An 18,050-nucleotide genomic window follows, 5' to 3' on the forward strand; every position below is an offset into this window, starting at 1 on the left:
TTCAAGAGAAGTTTAAACAAATTAAAAGTTAATTTGTGCTAAATGCACAACAGGTATAATCAAGAAGATTTATATGGAAAATGGATTGAAATTAAAAAAGACAAAAATGGTTTTCTAATTTATAAACCTTGCGATGGAGAAACTCCTTTTTTGATTATTACTGAAAAAGAAATTAAATATTATTCTCAAATAGAAGAACCAGCAATATATTTAATAAATTCATTTAAAAAACAGGAAAATAAAAAATTAATCTATGCAAAAGATAATAAAGGAAGTACTATATTTTTCACTGCCAATTTAAATCAAAATAATGAAAATTATATTCTTTGGGATTGGGAAATCAACAATATAAAATATCAAATGTTAACAATAAATATGAATGAATCAAAAAAAATGAGAGTAATTAAAAACCCGTGCGAAAATGACAAAGCCAAGGAACTAGAATTTATAAATGCAGCAGAAAACAAATAAAACTTACTAGGTTAAAAAAACACTTCTGCTAAATTACTATTTGCAAAAAACGCGTTTGAAGATTATTTTTAAGAATTCTGTTAATAATATCCGCAGAAGTAGCTAAAATTTTAGGACTACACATAAGCTAATTATAAAAAATCCCGAAAAAATCGGGATTTATATTTTTAAAAAATGACTCTTTCTACTTGGTTCTTTTGTTAAGGATACGGAGCCATTTCAACTTCCAAACCTTCAATTTCTTCTGTAATATGGATTTGGCATCCTAATCTCGAATTGTCTTTCACGTGGAAAGCTTCGCCCAACATGGCATCTTCTTCATCGCCCATTACCTCCAATTTTTCAGCACCGGAAATAATGTAAACCTGACATGAAGCGCACATCGCCATTCCTCCACAAACACCAATAGTTCCTTCTTCTGCCAATTCGTAGGAACGCATTACTTCCATTAAATTCATCGACATATCGGTTGGCGCCACCAAATCGTGCGTCACTCCTTCCCTGTCGGTAATTTTAATATTAATATCGCTCATTTTATAAATTTTGGGTGTCTGATGATGGGTGATTTTAGACAGAGCAATTTTAACATCCTGCACCCATCATCAAACATACCACTTTTTTAATCAATTTTTTTAACAACAGCTTTTTCAGCTTCTTTTCGGCTTCCATCAAAACCATCAACTCCGGAAACGGTTGTGTACTTTAACACGTATTTTTTGCCTGGGTTCAGTCGCTGGTAAACGCTTTGACACATCAAAGTTGCTTCGTGGAAACCGCACAAAATCAGTTTCAGTTTTCCTGGATAACTATTAATGTCTCCAATGGCGTAAATTCCTTCAATATTGGTTTGATAATCCAGTGCATTGTTTACTTTGATGGCATTTTTCTCAATGTCAAGACCCCAGTTTGCGATGTCGCCCAACTTTGGCGTTAAACCGAAAAGAGGAATAAAGAAATCTGTTTTAATATCTTTAATTTCGCCTTCTTTATCCACTGTAATCGCAGAAACATGTCCGTCTCCTTTAATTGCTCTAACTTCTGCCGGTGTAATCAAATTAATTTTACCTTGATTCTTCAATTCCTGAACTTTTTCAACAGAATCCAAAGCGCCACGGAACTCATTTCTTCTGTGAATCAACGTGACTTCACTTGCCACATTTGAAAGGAAAATCGACCAGTCCAAAGCGGAATCTCCACCTCCTGCAATCACAATTTTTTTCCCTCTGAAATGTTCCGGGTCTTTCACAAAATATTCAACACCGTTTTCTTCGTACTGCGCAATGTTTTCAAGCTCAGGTTTTCTTGGTTCAAAAGTCCCTAAACCTCCAGCAATGGCTACTGCTTTCGCACGGTGAACAGTTCCTTTGTTGGTTATTACTTCGAACCATTCATCATCAACTTTCGTCAAACTTACTGCGGTTTCTGCCAAAGTAAATCCGGGTTGAAACTGCTTGATTTGCTCCATTAAATTATCAACTAATTCTCCTGCATTCACCGTTGGATAACCCGGAATATCAAAAATTGGTTTTTTCGGGTACAACTCAGCCAATTGTCCTCCAGGTTGCGGAAGTGCATCGATGATGTGGCATTTCATTTTCAGAAGTCCCGCTTCAAAAACTGCAAAAAGTCCGGTTGGTCCTGCTCCAATAATCAATAAGTCCGTGGTAATCATAAGAAAGTGTAACTGAATTAATTTTGTGAACGGCAAAAATACAAAATTTAAGATGAACGATACTGTGAGATTTATCACATAAAGCTTACATTTGTGAGTAACAGCCGAGTATTTTGGCAGATTTTTTGTAAAAAACTAAACCATGAAAAAGATTTTAAGCTTTATTTCAATACTATTATTTACGCTGGGATTTGCACAGCTGGACAAAATTCAGTCCGGTGAGGTTTTGAATTACAGAATTCACTACGGCCTTTTAAATGCAGGTACAGCAACTTTAACCACACTTAAAACCAGTTATCAGGGAACTCCGCATTTTTATGTGAGAGGTGTTGGTAGAACAAGCGGTGCTGTGAAAGCTTTTTTCAAAGTGGATGATGTTTACGAAAGTTTTATCAACCTCAGTACAGGTTTACCGAGTTATTATGTTCGAAACGTTAAGGAAGGAAGTTATAGCCAACATTTGCAAACTGTTTTCAATCACGATAATCAAACTTTGATTCTTACTGATAAAAAAAACAAAGAAAACGGTTCGAAAGTCATTAAATCTGTAAAAGGCGTCCAGGATATGCTTTCTGCTTTTTATTATTTAAGAGCGCTTTCACCTCAACAATTAAAAGTGGGAAGCGTGATTAATATGAATGTTTGGATTGATGATGAACTGTTTCCTTTTCAGCTGAAAGTTACCGGTACAGAAAATTTAAAAACAAAATTCGGAACAGTGAATGCTCTTAAAATTATTCCGTCTGTAAAAAGCGGCCGTGTTTTTAAAGACAACGAAAGTGTGACGATGTGGGTTACCAATGATGCGAACCACGTTCCGTTATCCATTAAAGCAAGTCTTGCTGTTGGCTCTTTGAAAGCGGATTTGGAAAATTTCAAGAACCTGAAAACGCCAATAAAATTCACGAAATAGATTGGTAATTAACAATATATTAAAACCGGCTTATGTCGGTTTTTTTTGTTACCGATGTAATAAATTGCGTTTCTTTGTTGTCCCTTATTGAAAAGGAAAAACTACTATGAAACTCAAACTATCCTGCATTATTTTTATCATCATAACTCAGTTTTTTTATGCCCAGGAAACTGATGATGATGATATTGCAAGAAAACAGATAACAGCGCAAAGAATTTCAGCTCCCATAAAAATTGACGGAATTATTGATGAAGAAGTATGGAACAATGCGGAAATAGCACAAAATTTTGTTGAAAGAAATCCCGACAACGGAAAACCTGAACCCGAAAATCATAAAACAAAAATAAAAATCCTTTACGACGATACCGGAATTTATTTCGCTGCAGAAATGTTGGATTCCAACCCCGAAAATATCAAAAAAGAACTGGTTGAACGTGACAATATCGGAAACGACGACTGGCTTGGAATTACCATCAACGGTTATAACGACAAACAGCAGGGTGCATTTTTCATTATTCAGGCTTCGGGAGTTCAGGCAGATGCGAAAATTTTCTTCAATGCAAACGATGATTTTTCTTGGAATGCAGTTTGGTATTCTGCAGTGAAAATTCATGATAAAGGTTGGACAGCGGAAGTAAAAATCCCTTACTCCGAACTGCGTTTCCCGCAGCAAAAAGAACAGAAATGGGGACTTAATTTTATGCGAATTATTCAGAAAACCAACCAAAATGTAACCTGGAATTTCGTTGACAGCAAAAAAGCGAACTACATGTACTACGACGGAATTCTGAACGGGATTTCCGATATTAAAACACCTACAAGACTTTCATTCCTGCCCTATTTTTCGACCTATTTGAATAATTACGACGGAAAAACAACAATGAACGTTAATGGTGGAATGGATTTAAAATATGGTTTGAATGACGCTTTTACTTTAGATTTAACTTTGATTCCCGATTTCGGACAGGCGAATTTTGATAATGCTGTTCTTAATTTGGGTCCGTTTGAACAACAGTATGAGGAAAACCGCTCTTTTTTCACAGAAGGAACTGAGCTTTTCAACAAAGGGCAGCTGTTTTATTCCCGAAGAGTGGGAGGAAATCCTTCAAAATTTGCTGAAGCTGCCGACAATGAAGAAATTATTGAACAACCCGAAAAAGTTAAACTTTTCAATGCTGTAAAACTTTCCGGAAGAACAACGAAAGGATTGGGAATTGGTCTATTTAACGGCGTTACAGAAAAAGCCGAAACCACCATTCAAAATAAATTAACGGGAGAAATCCGCAAAACCGTTATAGAACCCTGGGCGAATTACAACGTATTTGTTCTGGACCAAAGATTTAAAAACAACTCATCGGTAAGTTTAGTCAACACGAATGTTACAAGAGACGGAAGTTTCCGCGACGCGAACGTAACAGCCGCACTTTTCGAAATCGGAAACAAGAAAAATACCTATAATTATTTCGGAGAACTGAAAGAAAGCATCGTGAATGATGGGGATATGAAATACGGAACTTCCGCGCTGTTAGGCTTTAACAAAATTTCAGGGAAAAACCGTTTCGGAGGAAATGTTAATTTCAAAACAAAAGGTTATGACATTGACGATTTGGGTTACACCGGCGGAAATAACTTCATCAACTATTACGGATTTTACAATTACCGTTACCTGAAACCACGCGGAAACCTGAATGTTTTAAATTACCGTGCCCAGGTCAATTTACTCAACCGATTGCAAACTTCTTTGTTCAATAATTTCAGTATTCATCAAAATTTGGAATTGCAGAACAAAAAATTTCAGAACTTCGGTTTAGGACTTTTGGTGGAGCCATTTGGATCTAATGATATTTTCGAACCGCGCGAATTTGGAAGACACCTTGATGTTCCAATCATGGTAAATCCGTGGATTTTCTACAATTCCGATGACCGAAAAAAATTAGCTTACGGCGGTTTTACAGAAATTTACGTGTATGACGAAAGCGGAAGAATGCGTTACGTTACCGAATGGAACACGCGTTACCGTTTCTCCGACAAATTTTCTATTGGATACGAATTCGATTACGATATTTACAGAAATGATGTTGGTTTTGCAACCAAGACAGATTCCGATATTATCATGGGAACCCGCAACCGAAATACTTTTGTGAACGGACTTTCTTCTACTTATACTTTCAATGAAAAAATGTCGCTAAATCTTTCTTTCAGACATTATTATTCTTCTGTTGATTATTTAAAGTTCCAAAAACTTGATCTTGATGGAAGCCGCTCTGAAAGTTCTTACACGGGAAATCACGATGGAACGTATAACTTCTGGAATATCGATTTGCGTTATTCGTGGTGGTTTGCACCGGGAAGTCAGCTTACTTTGCTTTACAGAAACGCAATGGACAGCTATTTAGAAGCTCCAAACCCCAAGTTTAAAGATAATTTTGATTATTTATTTGGAAAACCTCAGCTGAACAATCTTTCACTGAAAATCACCTATTTCCTGGACTATAACAGAATGAAGCATTGGCTGAAGAAAGGGTAAAGATTAATGATGAATTGTCAATGGTGAATGGTGAATGGTGAATGGTGAATTTCAAAACTTTGAACCAAAAACTTTGAACCAAAAACTTTGAACCAAAAAAAGGAGCGAAAAATTTCGCTCCTTTTCTTTTATAATGATTTAAACTGTTCTAAAGTTCTGATGTCGTTTTCGAAGAACATTCGGATGTCGCTCATTTGGTACAGCAACATGACGATTCTCTCGATACCCATTCCGAAAGCATAACCGGAATATTTGTCTGCATCGATATTTACGTTCTGCAAAACTGCAGGATCAACCATTCCACAACCCATAATTTCAAGCCAGCCTGTTCCTTTCGTAATTCTGTAATCGGTTTCAGAATTGAGTCCCCAATAAACATCCACTTCTGCACTTGGCTCTGTGAAAGGAAAATAAGAAGGTCTCATTCTTATTTTTGATTTTCCGAAAAGTTCTGTTGTGAAAAACTGAATTGTTTGCTTCAAATCTGCAAAACTTACATTTTCGTCGATATACAACCCTTCAATCTGATGGAAAATACAGTGCGAACGCGAAGAAATCGCCTCATTACGGAAAACTCTTCCCGGAGAAAGAATTCTCATCGGCGGTTCATTGTTTTCCATATAACGGATTTGTACCGAAGAAGTATGGGTTCTTAACAAAATATCCGGATTGGTTTCAATAAAGAAAGTGTCCTGCATATCTCTTGCCGGATGATATTCCGGAAGATTTAATGCCGTGAAATTATGCCAATCATCTTCAATTTCAGGTCCGTCTGCAACAGCAAAACCAATAGATTTGAAGATTTCGATAATTTTATTTTTCACCAAATTAATCGGATGTCTAGTTCCCAAATCAAGCGGAAAAGCAGGTTTGGTAAGGTCTTCTTTTTCTATAATAAGATTGGATGTATTTGCAGCAGACAAATCCTCCAGTTTGGAAGCAACAGCCTGCTTCAAAGTATTAATTTTCTGCCCGAATTCTTTTTTCTGTTCGTTCGGTACGTCTTTGAATTTCGCAAAAATATCATTCAGAATACCTTTTTTACCATTGTATTTTATTCTGAACTGTTCAATTTCATCTTTACCGGTAGCGCTGAAGTTTCCTACTTCCACCAATAATTCATCAATCTTTTCTAACATCCTGTATAGTCTTGTGAAATGCAAAAGTACGACTTTAAAAATCTCTAGGAAAACGAAAACCCTAAAAATCAGCAAAGGCTCGAAAAATCGAGCCTTTACTTTTATCACTTATTACACTTAAATAAAAAAATTATTTTTATTTTCCAAACTGTCTTTCGACAAATATAATTATTCAAATAACATGCTAAACTTTTCAGTAAAGTTTTTTTTGCATTTATTTTTTTTCTGCTGCTTTTACCAAAATCTGAAGATTCACTTCATCCTTGATAACACCGTTTGCAACAGGCATTTGGAACTTCACTCCAAAATCTTCACGGTTAATATCTTTTGGTTCTGTCGCAATGCTCACTTCACCTTCCTTTACAGAAACATTGGCATTAAACTGAACCGGTTTTGTAATTCCTTTGATGGTTAAATTACCGTCTAAAACAGTATTATAATCTCCACCCGTCGTATTTTCCGATACTTTTGTGATTTCGTAAGAAGCCGTTGGAAATTTTTCCACTTCAAAAAAATCGCCGCTTTTCAAATGACCGTTTAACTTATTCAGCTGTTCAGCGTCATCTTTTAAATCAACTGAAGTTAAAGAAGTCATGTCTGCAACAAATTTGCCGCTCTCCAGTTTTCCATCTTTCACCGTTACATCGCCACTTTCAAGTTTAATAGTCCCGAAATGACTTGTATTGTCGGATTTTACAACTTTATAACCTTTCCACTCAATTTTGCTGTTCAAAGTATCAACCTGGTATGCATTTCCGTCTTTTTTAGTAGTTACTTCCGAAGTTTCGCTGGTAAGAGGTTTGTCTTTTCCGCACGAAACCAAAGCTACTCCTAAAACTACTGACGAAAGCACAATTGTGCTGATAAATTTCTTCATTAAATTGTGTGTTAATTAACTTGTGCTAATTTAATAAAAAATTCGTTATAAAATCAAAAATATTATTTTTGCATTATGCTTTTAGAACTGAACAGTTTATTTTTTTCATATTCTCCCGAAAAACCGCTTTTTAAAAATCTTAACCTCAAGGTTGATGAAGGTAAAATTATCGCACTCGCAGGCGAAAGCGGTTGCGGAAAATCTACACTTTTAAGCCTTATCTACGGATTATTGGATTGGCAACAGGGTGAAATTATTTTTAACGGAAAAGAAATTTTCGGACCGAAGAAAAATATAGTTCCCGGAGAAGCCGAAATGAAGTTGGTGGCACAAAATTATGATTTGATGCCTTACGCAACGGTTGCAGACAATGTGGGGAAATTTATTTCGAACATTAATCTTCAGGAAAAAAAGCAAAAAGTTGATGAATTGCTGCAGGTTGTTGGGATGGAAGAATTTGCTGATGTGAAGCCAAAATATTTGAGCGGTGGACAACAGCAGCGTGTTGCAATTGCAAGAGCACTTTCCGTAATGCCTAAATTACTTTTATTGGACGAACCTTTCAGCAACATAGATTTCTCCAGGAAAATTGAACTTCGCGAAAGGCTTTTCAATTACGTAAAAGAAAAAAATATTTCTTTACTTATTTCTACGCATGAAATTCAAGAAGTGATGCCATGGTTGGATCAAATTATTGTACTTCAGCAAGGCAGATTGATTCAGAACGACAATCCCGAAGAAACCTACAGATTCCCGTACAACGAATATGTTGCGAAACTTTTTGGCGAAGTGAATGTTCTGTCCGATGAACAGAAAAATGCTTTAGATCTGAATAAAAACTTTTGGTATCCTAACGAAATTCAACTTTCAGAAAACGGAAAACCGGCCAAAGTTCTGGAAAGCAGATTCGCGGGAAGTCATTACTGGAACAGAATTTCCGTTGATGAAGTTCCTTTCGTCCTCTACTCTACCAAAAAATTAAGCGATACCGAAAAAGTGATTTTTTCTGCATAAAATTCCTAAATTTTTGGCATACATTTTGGAAAAATTTGGGTAACTTTGTTTCTCCACATAAGGAAATTTTTGGTTAATTCTCTTTCTGCCTTTAAGACGAAATTAGCATGTATTGCAACCAAGTCTTTGAAAAGAACCCTGACTGAACTTTTCCTTTTTTTATGCGTCATAGCGAGGAAGAATGACGAAGCAATCCCAAACTTTCTAAGCCTTTTTCACAAACTCCGATTTCAAAGCCATAGAACCGAAACCATCAATTTTACAGTCAATATTATGGTCGGAATCTGGTCTTAAACGGATATTTTTCACTTTAGTTCCTGCTTTTACAAGTTTTGGCGCACCTTTTACCGGCAAATCTTTCACCACCACTACAGAATCTCCGTTCTGAAGTTCGTTCCCGTTAGAATCAAAAACTTTATCAGCACTGCCTACTTCTGCAGGGTCAAATTCATGGAAACATTGGCTGCAAACCAAAAGATTGTCCTGTTCGTAAGTATATTCGGAGCCACATTTTGGGCAAGGCATTAAATCGCTCATTGTTTATTCGTTTTTGCAAAGGTATTTATTTCCCACAGATTTCATAGATTGTCACTGATTTTTAAAAACCGTATTTTTGCAAAGTTTTAGCATTCAAAATCTAAAATTCAAAATTTAAAATCTCCCAAATGGAACTTATACACCGAAATCTACTCATAGGAATACACGACGCATTACAGGAAACTTTTTTTGAGAAAAATAAGTACGCCGATAAAGTGATAGAGCGACTTCTGAAAGCCAACCGTAAATGGGGAAGCCAGGACAGAGCCGTGGTTTCCGAAATTTTCTACAACATTATCCGTTGGAAAAAACGTCTGGAATATTATATGGGAGAAGGTGTAAAACCGTCAAACATTTACAAGCTCATTATTACCTATTGTTTGTGGAGCAAAACGCACTACAAAAAATTTGAGGAATTCGACGGTATTAAAATCGCGGATGTTTTAACCAAGCTGAAAAAAGGAACTGTTCCTACAAAAGCAATTGAATATTCCATACCGGAATGGTTGGCTGAAACTTTGGAAAAAGAACTCGGCCCGAAATGGGAAAAAGAAATGGATGCTTTGAACGAACAGGCACCGACGGTACTTCGTGCTAACACACTGAAAACTTCTGCAAAACATTTGATGGAAGAATTGGCGCACGAAAATGTGGAAAGTCATACCATCAGAAATTATCCTGATGCGGTAGAACTTCAGGAAAAGAAAAACGTTTTCTTAACTTCGGCTTTTAAGGAAGGCTTATTTGAAGTTCAGGATGCGAGTTCGCAAAAAATAGGCGAATTTTTAGGTGTTGAACCCGGAATGCGTGTTGTGGACGCTTGCGCAGGAGCCGGTGGAAAAACTTTGCATTTGGCAGCTTTAATGGAAAATAAAGGTCAAATTATTGCGCTTGATATTTTCGAATGGAAATTAGCAGAACTGAAACGCCGCGCCAAAAGAGCCGGAGCTCACAATATTGAAACCCGCATGATTTCCGACAATAAAGTCATCAAAAGACTGCACGAGAAAGCAGACAGACTGTTGATTGACGCACCTTGTTCCGGTCTTGGAGTTTTGAAAAGAAACCCGGATTCCAAATGGAAAATCGACCAAGATTTTATTGACAGAATTAAAGGTGAACAGCAGCAGATTCTTCAGGATTACTCAAAAATTTTGAAGAAAGGCGGAAAAATGATTTACGCAACCTGCTCAATCCTTCCTTCTGAAAACAATGGTCAGGTTGAAACATTTTTAGAAAAAAATGCGGACTTTAAATTGGTTAAAGACGAAAAAATTATGCCGAGCGAAGGCTACGACGGATTTTATATGGCGCTGATTGAAAGAAAAGCATAATTGTTTCTCACAGATTTGACTTAGTCGAATTAAAGTTTCACGAATTTTCACAGATTTGATTAATGCTCTCGCAGATCGTACGGATGAAGCAAATTTTTGAATAGAGAACTTTACTAAGTGAAACGCCTTTGCTCCTTACAAGTTAATTCATTTAAAAAATTCTTTGCGTTTTTGCGTTGATTTGTACTAAGTTATTTAATTTAAGTAAAAGTCATAACAGCATTTGTGTCATGCTATTAGATTAATAATTTAAGTTATCACTATTGTAAACATAGGATGATAAACTTTGTGGTTGAGTTTCATAGTTAAAGGAAGCAGAAAATTATTCGTGCATTCGTGGCAATTTCATTTTCTAACTAAAAAAAATTCGCCATCAACTATAAAATTTCAATTTTAACTTAAATTTTTCCTATTTAAAAATTAATTTTAGAATATTTTTCTTATTTAATTAAATTTATTTTTATTTTATAAACTTTGGCTTTATCATTGCAAAAGAAAATTAATTAAAAACAGAATACGGTTTAAAATTCCAACTTTAAACCATCAACTTTAAACTTATTGCTATGTGCGGAATTGTATGTTTGTTTGATGCAAAACAGGAAACCCAAACTTTAAGACCACAGGTCTTGGAAATGTCTAAAAAAATTCGTCATCGCGGTCCGGATTGGAGCGGTGTTTTTCAGGATGAAAAAGTTATATTCTCTCACGAAAGATTGGCAATTGTGGACCCTACTTCCGGTAAACAGCCACTTTTTTCAACCGACGGAAAAATTGTTTTGGCCGTGAATGGCGAAATCTACAACCACCGCGAACTTCGTGCAGAATTTCCGGAATATCAGTTTCAAACCGAATCGGATTGTGAAGTCATTATTCCACTTTTCAAAAAATTTGGAGCAGATTTTATCGATAAACTGAACGGAATTTTTGCTTTCTCTATTTACGACACAGAGAAAAATGAATATTTAATTACGCGTGACCACATGGGAATTTGCCCGTTGTATCACGGTTGGGACAAAAGTGGAAACTATTATGTGGCTTCCGAACTAAAAGCTTTGGAAGGCGTTTGCAAAACCATTGAAACTTTTTTACCGGGACATTATGTTTACAGCAAAGAAGGTCACGAACTTCAGCAGTGGTACAAAAGAGATTGGGAAGATTTCGAAAAAGTAAAAGACAACGAAACTGACATCAAAAAAATTCGTGAAGCTTTGGAAGCTGCGGTTCATAGACAGTTGATGAGCGACGTTCCGTATGGTGTTTTGCTTTCCGGAGGCTTGGATTCTTCAATTACTTCTGCAATCGCTGCAAAATATGCGAGAAACAGAATTGAAAGCGGCGATACTCAGGAAGCGTGGTATCCACGTTTGCATAGTTTTGCCGTAGGTTTGGAAGGTTCTCCGGATTTGGCTGCTGCGCAAAAAGCAGCAGATTACATCGGTTCTATTCACCACGAAATTCATTTTACCGTTCAGGAAGGTTTGGACGCAGTTCGCGACGTGATTTATCATTTGGAAACGTACGATGTTACTACAATCCGTGCTTCCACGCCGATGTATTTGATGGCGAGAGTCATTAAATCGATGGGAATTAAAATGGTACTTTCAGGAGAAGGTTCTGATGAATTGTTTGGAGGTTATCTGTATTTCCACAAAGCGCCGACTGCAAAAGATTTGCACGACGAAACCGTAAGAAAACTGAACAAACTTCACCTATATGACTGTTTGAGAGCAAACAAAGCTTTGATGAGTTGGGGAATTGAAGGACGTGTTCCGTTCCTTGATAAAGAATTTATGGATGTTGCGATGACGGTAAATCCGAAGGATAAAATGGTAGGAAGCCACGAACCAAGGATTGAAAAATGGTTGTTGAGAAAGGCTTTCGAAGATATGTTGCCGGAAAATATTGCGTGGAGACAAAAAGAACAGTTTTCTGACGGTGTTGGTTATTCCTGGATTGATACTTTGAAAGAAGTTGCTGAAAAAGAAGTCACTGACGAAATGATGGCGAATGCGAAATTCCGTTTCCCTTTAAATACGCCTCAAAACAAAGAAGAATATCGTTACAGAACGATTTTCGAAGAGCATTTCCCAAGCGAAACTGCAGCTGCAACCGTTCCTTCTGTCCCTTCAGTGGCTTGTTCTACACCAATTGCTTTGGAATGGGACGAGGCCTTCAAAAATGCGAACGACCCAAGTGGAAGAGCGGTGATTTCGGTGCATGAAGACTCTTATTAATAGTCAATTGTGAATGGTGAATGGTGAATTGTCAATTTGCAATTATTCTAAAAAGTTATTTGATTAAGGTTAAATGATATAGAAAAACAGCGGCGAAAAATTTTCGCCGCTGTTTTATTTTGAAATGCTTTTGATTTCTTTCCGAAGTTCTTCAAACATACTTTTGATGTTCCGGTATTCGAAACTGACGGGTTCAATTTCTTCTGTGTTGATGCTACATGCAAATTCCCAAATTTCCAGAACATTGTCCCACTCTATTTCGTAAGGCGCATAAAACTGATTGTCTGAACTTACAATACTTCCCGCTTTTCCTTTTTGAGCGTATCTTTTGTAAACAATCCCATCATTTCGGGTAATGAAAATGTAGGTTTTTCCGGTTTTTAAATCGTCTTTATTTTCGATGTATTTTCCCACGATAAAAGTTCCGTCGTTGTAAGGTGGCATAGAATCTCCACTTGCCGGAAACGCACGGTATTTTCCGTTCCGCAGAAACGGAAGCGAAATCGTCTGCAAACCTTCGATATATTCCGGGTCGGAATAGCCGCTTAAATATCCCATTTGAGCGCGGTGCGGAATAATTTCTATTTTATTTTCGCCGTAACTGTCCACTTTTATCGGAAGCACAATTCTGTTGTCCGGAAGTTTGATGATTTCGTCCAATGAATATTTCCGAACATCCACAGAAACCAAAAGGTCGATACTGATTTTATAGTATTTGGAAATCTTCATCAGCATCATAATTGGTGGTTCCGAAGCACCGTCTTCGTACTTTGCATATCTTCCCCGCGTAATCAATAAACTGTCTGCAACCTTTTGCTGCGACAGGTTAAGCTTTGCGCGAAGATATCTCATATTATCTGCTAAAACTGACATTGCTATTTTTTATAACAACAAATATAAATGTTTTTGATATAAAAAAGAACATCTAAAGAAAAACTTTTACAAAGATTTTGAACTTTGAAAAAGTGTATAAAAAAAATCAGAACGGCGGAGCTGTTCTGATTTTTTTATTGAATTGTTATTGAAATATTTCTTCTTAAGATTTTTCCAGCAACAAAGAAACCCATTCTTCACGCTGTAATTTTTTCTGAAGCGTTAAATTTTGTGCATTGCAAACTTCCAAAATATCGTCCACATCGAAGAAGCACAAACCTGAAAGCAACAGTTTGCCACCACTGTTCAGTACTTTTACATAAGTTGGAATATCGGAAATGAGAATATTTCGGTTGATGTTCGCTAAAATGATATCAAAATTTTCGGAGCCTAAATTTTCTGCAGTTCCCTGAGAAATATCGAGTTCTACTTCATTTCTTTCAGCGTTTTCTTTTGAATTTTCTACCGACCATTCATCAATGTCAATCGCAACGGTTCTTCCCGCTCCTCTTTGTTTGGCAAAAATAGCTAAAACGGATGTTCCGCAACCCATATCCAAAACTGTTTTTCCTTCCAAATCCATGTCCAGCATTTGCTGAATCATCAAATGCGTTGTTGGATGATGTCCGGTTCCAAAAGACATTTTGGGCTGAATAACGATTTCATGAAAATTGGGGTTGGCTTCATGAAATTCTGCACGAATCAAAACTTTATCGTCCACATTAATTGGGTCGAAGTTTTTTTCCCATTCTTCGTTCCAATTGATGTTCGGCATTTCGGAAAAGGTGTAGGTTACCTGAACTTCAGGATTGTTGAGCAGGGAAACTTCTTTAAGCTCTGCTTCGTTATACAGTTCTTTCTGAATGTACGCCAAAATCCCGTCGTTTTCCTCCGTAAAACTGTCGAAACCAATTTCGATGAGTTCTGCCATGAGAATTTCGTTCCACGGATATAGAGGAGTGATTTTAAAGTTGAATTCGAGGTAGTTGTTCATTTTTTTGTTTTGTTGACGCAGTTTGCGTGAGCGATGGTAGTGAAAATCCTTTCTTTTTGCGCGGCGGCTTCGCCGCCGCGCAAAAAGAAAGATTGTAACGGACGTAGCGACCCGACGCTGCTGCTAAAGCTTTGGCAAGGGACACGCCCCAAATATTTTAAGAATTAAATCCTTCGATAATTTTTGCGAAATCGTCGATTTTCAAGGCTGCTCCACCGATTAATCCACCGTCGATATCGGGTTGAGAGAAAATTTCTTTCGCGTTATCTGGCTTCACAGAACCTCCGTAAAGGATGGAAACCTCATCCGCAACTTCCTGACCGTATTTGTTGGCGATTAAACTTCTGATGTGCGCGTGGATTTCCTGCGCCTGTTCCGGAGTTGCAGTTTCGCCGGTTCCGATGGCCCAAACCGGTTCGTAAGCGATCACTACTTTCTTGATTTCGTCCGCAGAAAGCGTGAAAAGCGCCACTTCGGTCTGATTTTTCACCACTTCGAAATGTTGTCCGGATTTGCGCTGCTCCAACGTTTCGCCGTTGCAGTAAATTGGTGTTAAACCTTTGTCTAAAGCCAATTTCACTTTTCTGTTGCAGTGAGAATCTGTTTCGCCGTGGTATTGTCTGCGCTCGGAATGTCCGATGATAACACCGTCTGCATCGATGGATTCCAACATATCTGCTGAAATTTCGCCTGTATAAGCGCCGCTTTCGTGTTCGCTCATGTCCTGTGCGAAAACGCCGATTTCGTTGTTTTCGTAAATGTCTTTTGCCATCATTAAATATAGTGACGGTGGTGCGATGTACACTTCGCAGTTGGTAGCGTTATTTTTTTTGTATTCCAATAACTGAAACATCAATTGCTGTGCATCGATGACGTTTTTGTTCATTTTCCAGTTTCCGGCTACGATATTTTTTCTCATTTCTTTTGGGTTTGAAATTGTTTGAATTGAGTTTGATTTGGTTTGATAAAGTTGACTCTTCGACTTCGCTCAGAGTGACATTTGAAGCAAAAAAAATGACAAGCGAAGTGAATTCACCATTCACTTATTGACAAATTAATCCTGCTTCCAGATATTTTTCAGCAGTTGGTAATAGGTATGCTCTTTATCGCTTACTTCATCATCTGCTTTTATGAGAGACTTCGCGAATTTTGCGAAAGATTTTCTTTCTGCTTCTGTAGAATCCTCCAAAAAGCACTGTGCGTGAAATTCAAAGTGGTCTTTCCAATCTTCAGGCTGAAGCAGCGCAATAGTTTCTAACTCGTTATCCAGATTCATTTTAAACGGAAATTCATCTGCCAAGTATTGTTGAATCAGCATTCCTTCCTCGGGAGCAAATTCGCCGTCCACAGAAGAAAGGATCATTAGGAGATGGTAACCTGCGATTGATTTATTTGATTTTTGCATCTTTATTTTTGGTTTGATTTTATTTGAAGTAGTTTGATTTTCTTTTAGACTCTTCGACTTCGCTCAGAGTGACAATTATTGTTTTTAGACGATAAGTTTCGAGCTTTACTTTATGTAATCTTTTGCAGACTGTTTGTCCAAGATTTTACCGTTTTGCAAAGTTAAAACAAAAGGATTACTACGCGCAATGGTTTTAATGGCAGTTCCGTCCATCACCACATTATTAATTGTTTTAAAAGTATTCGGATTAGTTGAAACTCCAAAAATTTCGGCGTCTTTTATGGTTTTAAGCTTTGCTTCTGTTTTTGCAATCAAATTTTGGTCTGCTTTTAAAGGAGCGTAAGAGAAAACCAGAACGGCTTTTGGGGCATGAAGAATTCTGTCCGTATAATCGTTTCCGTTGTTGTCTTCCAGTTTCAGTTTTGAAATTTCTGAAGCGTAGCCTTGTTTTACAAGTTTGGTTTCGTCTTTTCCGGTTTCGATTTTCCATGGAGAACCTTCTTCCCAATATTTTTTATCGTTCACATAATCGTCCTGATTCACTACCAAAACTTCTCCTGTCTTTGAATTCTTCAGCGAGTAGAATGTTTTGTACTGGGAAGGATTTGCTGCAATTTTTTGCTTTTCTAAGTTTAAATCTGTTCCGATTTTATAATCACGGAAATCGATTAACGGTTCGTGCAAAATTCCGTGTGCAGTAACCGTAGTCATTATGAAAGCGAAAACTGCCAGAGCAATTCTTTTCATCTTCAAGCCTGACAAATCATCCCAATTTTTTCGGTTTAAAAACCACAAAATAATCAAACCGAAAAGCAAAATCATATCCTTAATGAAACTTTGCCACGGCGTAAATTTTATTGCATCTCCAAAACAACCGCAATCTGTCACTTTATTGAAATACGCCGAATAGAATGTGAGGAAAGCGAAGAATACACATAGCGCAATCAAAGCAGTTAATGTAAATTTCAATCTTAATTTCAATAAAAGCATAAAACCGAGAATCAATTCCAGCGCTACGACAAAAATCGCTATTGGTAAAGCCTGTTTTTCAAGAAAAGGCATATTGAAAACGTCCGGCGCAAAATATTCTTCCAGTTTAAAGGAAAATCCCACAACATCTACTGCTTTCACAAATCCGGAAGCGATAAAAATTAGGGCGATGATAATTCGTAAAATGTTTTTCATGGTTTAGAAGCGGGAAGATGGAAGCACGAAGTTTTCCATTCAACACCTTTAATTTTTGTTTATTTTTAATTTAATGTTATTCAGATATTCTCCAAGTTGCTACATCCAGCATCCAACATCCCTTACACAAACTTCGGTTCAAATTCTTTTTCCTCGGAAAGTTTGATGAGAGAAAAAACGGCGTAGTTCAGCATGTCGAAATAATTGGCGTCCATACCTTCGGACACCAAAGTTTTTCCCTGATTGTCTTCAATCTGCTTCGTACGCAAAACTTTTTGGAAAATTAAATCCGTAATCGATGAAACCCTCATTTCACGCCAAGCTTCGCCGTAATCATGGTTCTTTTTCTCCATTAAAGCTTTTGCTTCTGCTGCATATTTATCGTACAGCTTCAAAATTTCGTCGCGGTTAGCATCAAAAGTATCAGAAAAACCTTTCTCGAGCTGAATTAAACCGATAATGGAATAGTTCACAATCGCCACAAAATTTTCTTCCTCGCTCTCTCCTACTTTCGAAACGCCTGAAATCTGAAAATTTCTCAAACTTTTTACCTTGATAAAAATTTGGTCTGTAAGTGAAGGTGTTCTTAAAACCCTGAAAGAAGCGCCGTAATCCGTCAGTTTTTTACTGAACAAATCGCGGCAGTTTTTGATGATTTCGTCGAACTGTACTGATGTTTTCTGCATAACTTTTCTTAACGTTTCAAAGGTACTGATTTAAGGCAAAACCACAAAAATACACGTTCATTAAACCACAAAAGTCACAAAAGAATAATGCTGTGTAAAAGTTGGACAAATTGAGCATAAGACTTTTGCTTTCTTAAAAAATGAGTAAAGTCTTATTCTTCAGAAAAACTTTTGTGCCTTTTGTGATTC

At 37.0% G+C, this 18,050-nt stretch carries 17 protein-coding genes; 6 read left to right on the top strand and 11 right to left on the bottom strand.

Annotated elements, in window-relative coordinates; genetic code table 11:
* Positions 1-42 precede the first annotated feature (42 nt).
* A complete protein-coding gene (locus Q0252_RS07305) occupies positions 43-471 on the top strand; it encodes a hypothetical protein (protein WP_297984944.1) in 429 nt (142 codons plus the stop codon).
* 200 nt (positions 472-671) lie between these two features.
* Here Q0252_RS07305 and Q0252_RS07310 read toward each other — a convergent pair whose 3' ends face one another.
* Both Q0252_RS07310 and Q0252_RS07315 read right to left on the bottom strand, forming a co-directional pair.
* Positions 672-1,004: a 2Fe-2S iron-sulfur cluster-binding protein gene (locus Q0252_RS07310; RefSeq protein WP_297984946.1), complete on the bottom strand. Its 333-nt coding sequence runs from the start codon at positions 1,002-1,004 to the stop codon at positions 672-674.
* A gap of 86 nt (positions 1,005-1,090) precedes the next feature.
* Positions 1,091-2,143, bottom strand: coding sequence for an NAD(P)/FAD-dependent oxidoreductase (locus tag Q0252_RS07315; protein ID WP_297984947.1), 1,053 nt, complete (start codon positions 2,141-2,143; stop codon positions 1,091-1,093).
* A 142-nt stretch (positions 2,144-2,285) separates the two neighbouring features.
* Between Q0252_RS07315 and Q0252_RS07320 the strand changes: the two genes are divergently transcribed.
* Together Q0252_RS07320 and Q0252_RS07325 are read left to right on the top strand one after the other, a co-directional pair.
* Positions 2,286-3,056 (top strand): DUF3108 domain-containing protein, encoded by a 771-nt coding sequence (locus Q0252_RS07320; RefSeq protein WP_297984949.1) that lies wholly within the window; start codon positions 2,286-2,288, stop codon positions 3,054-3,056.
* 106 nt (positions 3,057-3,162) lie between these two features.
* On the top strand, positions 3,163-5,583 hold the full coding sequence (locus Q0252_RS07325; RefSeq protein WP_297984950.1) for a DUF5916 domain-containing protein: 2,421 nt from the start codon (positions 3,163-3,165) through the stop codon (positions 5,581-5,583).
* A gap of 128 nt (positions 5,584-5,711) precedes the next feature.
* On the opposite strand, the gene pheS is transcribed toward Q0252_RS07325, so the two are convergent.
* Positions 5,712-6,722, bottom strand: coding sequence for a phenylalanine--tRNA ligase subunit alpha (gene pheS, locus Q0252_RS07330; protein WP_297984952.1), 1,011 nt, complete (start codon positions 6,720-6,722; stop codon positions 5,712-5,714).
* Between the two features lie 214 nt (positions 6,723-6,936).
* Positions 6,937-7,599: a YceI family protein gene (locus Q0252_RS07335; RefSeq protein ID WP_297984954.1), complete on the bottom strand. Its 663-nt coding sequence runs from the start codon at positions 7,597-7,599 to the stop codon at positions 6,937-6,939.
* Between the two features lie 75 nt (positions 7,600-7,674).
* Here Q0252_RS07335 and Q0252_RS07340 point away from each other — a divergent pair, with 75 nt between their 5' ends.
* On the top strand, positions 7,675-8,613 hold the full coding sequence (locus Q0252_RS07340; protein WP_297984955.1) for a sulfate/molybdate ABC transporter ATP-binding protein: 939 nt from the start codon (positions 7,675-7,677) through the stop codon (positions 8,611-8,613).
* Positions 8,614-8,817: 204 nt separating this feature from the next.
* Here Q0252_RS07340 and Q0252_RS07345 read toward each other — a convergent pair whose 3' ends face one another.
* Positions 8,818-9,150: a zinc ribbon domain-containing protein YjdM gene (locus Q0252_RS07345; RefSeq protein WP_297984957.1), complete on the bottom strand. Its 333-nt coding sequence runs from the start codon at positions 9,148-9,150 to the stop codon at positions 8,818-8,820.
* A gap of 128 nt (positions 9,151-9,278) precedes the next feature.
* On the opposite strand from Q0252_RS07345, the gene Q0252_RS07350 reads away from it, so the two are divergent.
* Together Q0252_RS07350 and asnB are read left to right on the top strand one after the other, a co-directional pair.
* Complete coding sequence (locus tag Q0252_RS07350) at positions 9,279-10,484, top strand: methyltransferase domain-containing protein (RefSeq protein WP_297984958.1); 1,206 nt, start codon at positions 9,279-9,281, stop codon at positions 10,482-10,484.
* Between the two features lie 563 nt (positions 10,485-11,047).
* Positions 11,048-12,718, top strand: a complete 1,671-nt coding sequence (gene asnB / locus Q0252_RS07355; protein WP_297984959.1) for an asparagine synthase B — start codon at positions 11,048-11,050, stop codon at positions 12,716-12,718.
* A gap of 114 nt (positions 12,719-12,832) precedes the next feature.
* Here asnB and Q0252_RS07360 read toward each other — a convergent pair whose 3' ends face one another.
* The 6 genes from Q0252_RS07360 to Q0252_RS07385 all read right to left on the bottom strand — a co-directional run bounded on the left by Q0252_RS07360 (position 12,833) and on the right by Q0252_RS07385 (position 17,861).
* Positions 12,833-13,591, bottom strand: a complete 759-nt coding sequence (locus Q0252_RS07360; RefSeq protein WP_297984961.1) for a helix-turn-helix domain-containing protein — start codon at positions 13,589-13,591, stop codon at positions 12,833-12,835.
* A 163-nt stretch (positions 13,592-13,754) separates the two neighbouring features.
* Positions 13,755-14,585, bottom strand: a complete 831-nt coding sequence (gene prmA, locus Q0252_RS07365) for a 50S ribosomal protein L11 methyltransferase (protein WP_297984963.1) — start codon at positions 14,583-14,585, stop codon at positions 13,755-13,757.
* Between the two features lie 157 nt (positions 14,586-14,742).
* Entirely contained in the window at positions 14,743-15,504 is a 762-nt protein-coding gene (tpiA, locus tag Q0252_RS07370; RefSeq protein WP_297984965.1) for a triose-phosphate isomerase, read from the bottom strand.
* 135 nt (positions 15,505-15,639) lie between these two features.
* Positions 15,640-15,990, bottom strand: coding sequence for a TerB family tellurite resistance protein (locus Q0252_RS07375; protein ID WP_297984967.1), 351 nt, complete (start codon positions 15,988-15,990; stop codon positions 15,640-15,642).
* A gap of 105 nt (positions 15,991-16,095) precedes the next feature.
* Complete coding sequence (locus tag Q0252_RS07380) at positions 16,096-17,175, bottom strand: BT_3928 family protein (RefSeq protein ID WP_297984969.1); 1,080 nt, start codon at positions 17,173-17,175, stop codon at positions 16,096-16,098.
* A gap of 122 nt (positions 17,176-17,297) precedes the next feature.
* Positions 17,298-17,861: a DUF1599 domain-containing protein gene (locus Q0252_RS07385; RefSeq protein WP_297984970.1), complete on the bottom strand. Its 564-nt coding sequence runs from the start codon at positions 17,859-17,861 to the stop codon at positions 17,298-17,300.
* Positions 17,862-18,050: the final 189 nt, after the last annotated feature.

This window comes from uncultured Chryseobacterium sp. (assembly GCF_936933875.1).
In the GTDB taxonomy this organism is placed as follows: Bacteria; Bacteroidota; Bacteroidia; order Flavobacteriales; family Weeksellaceae; genus CAKZIK01.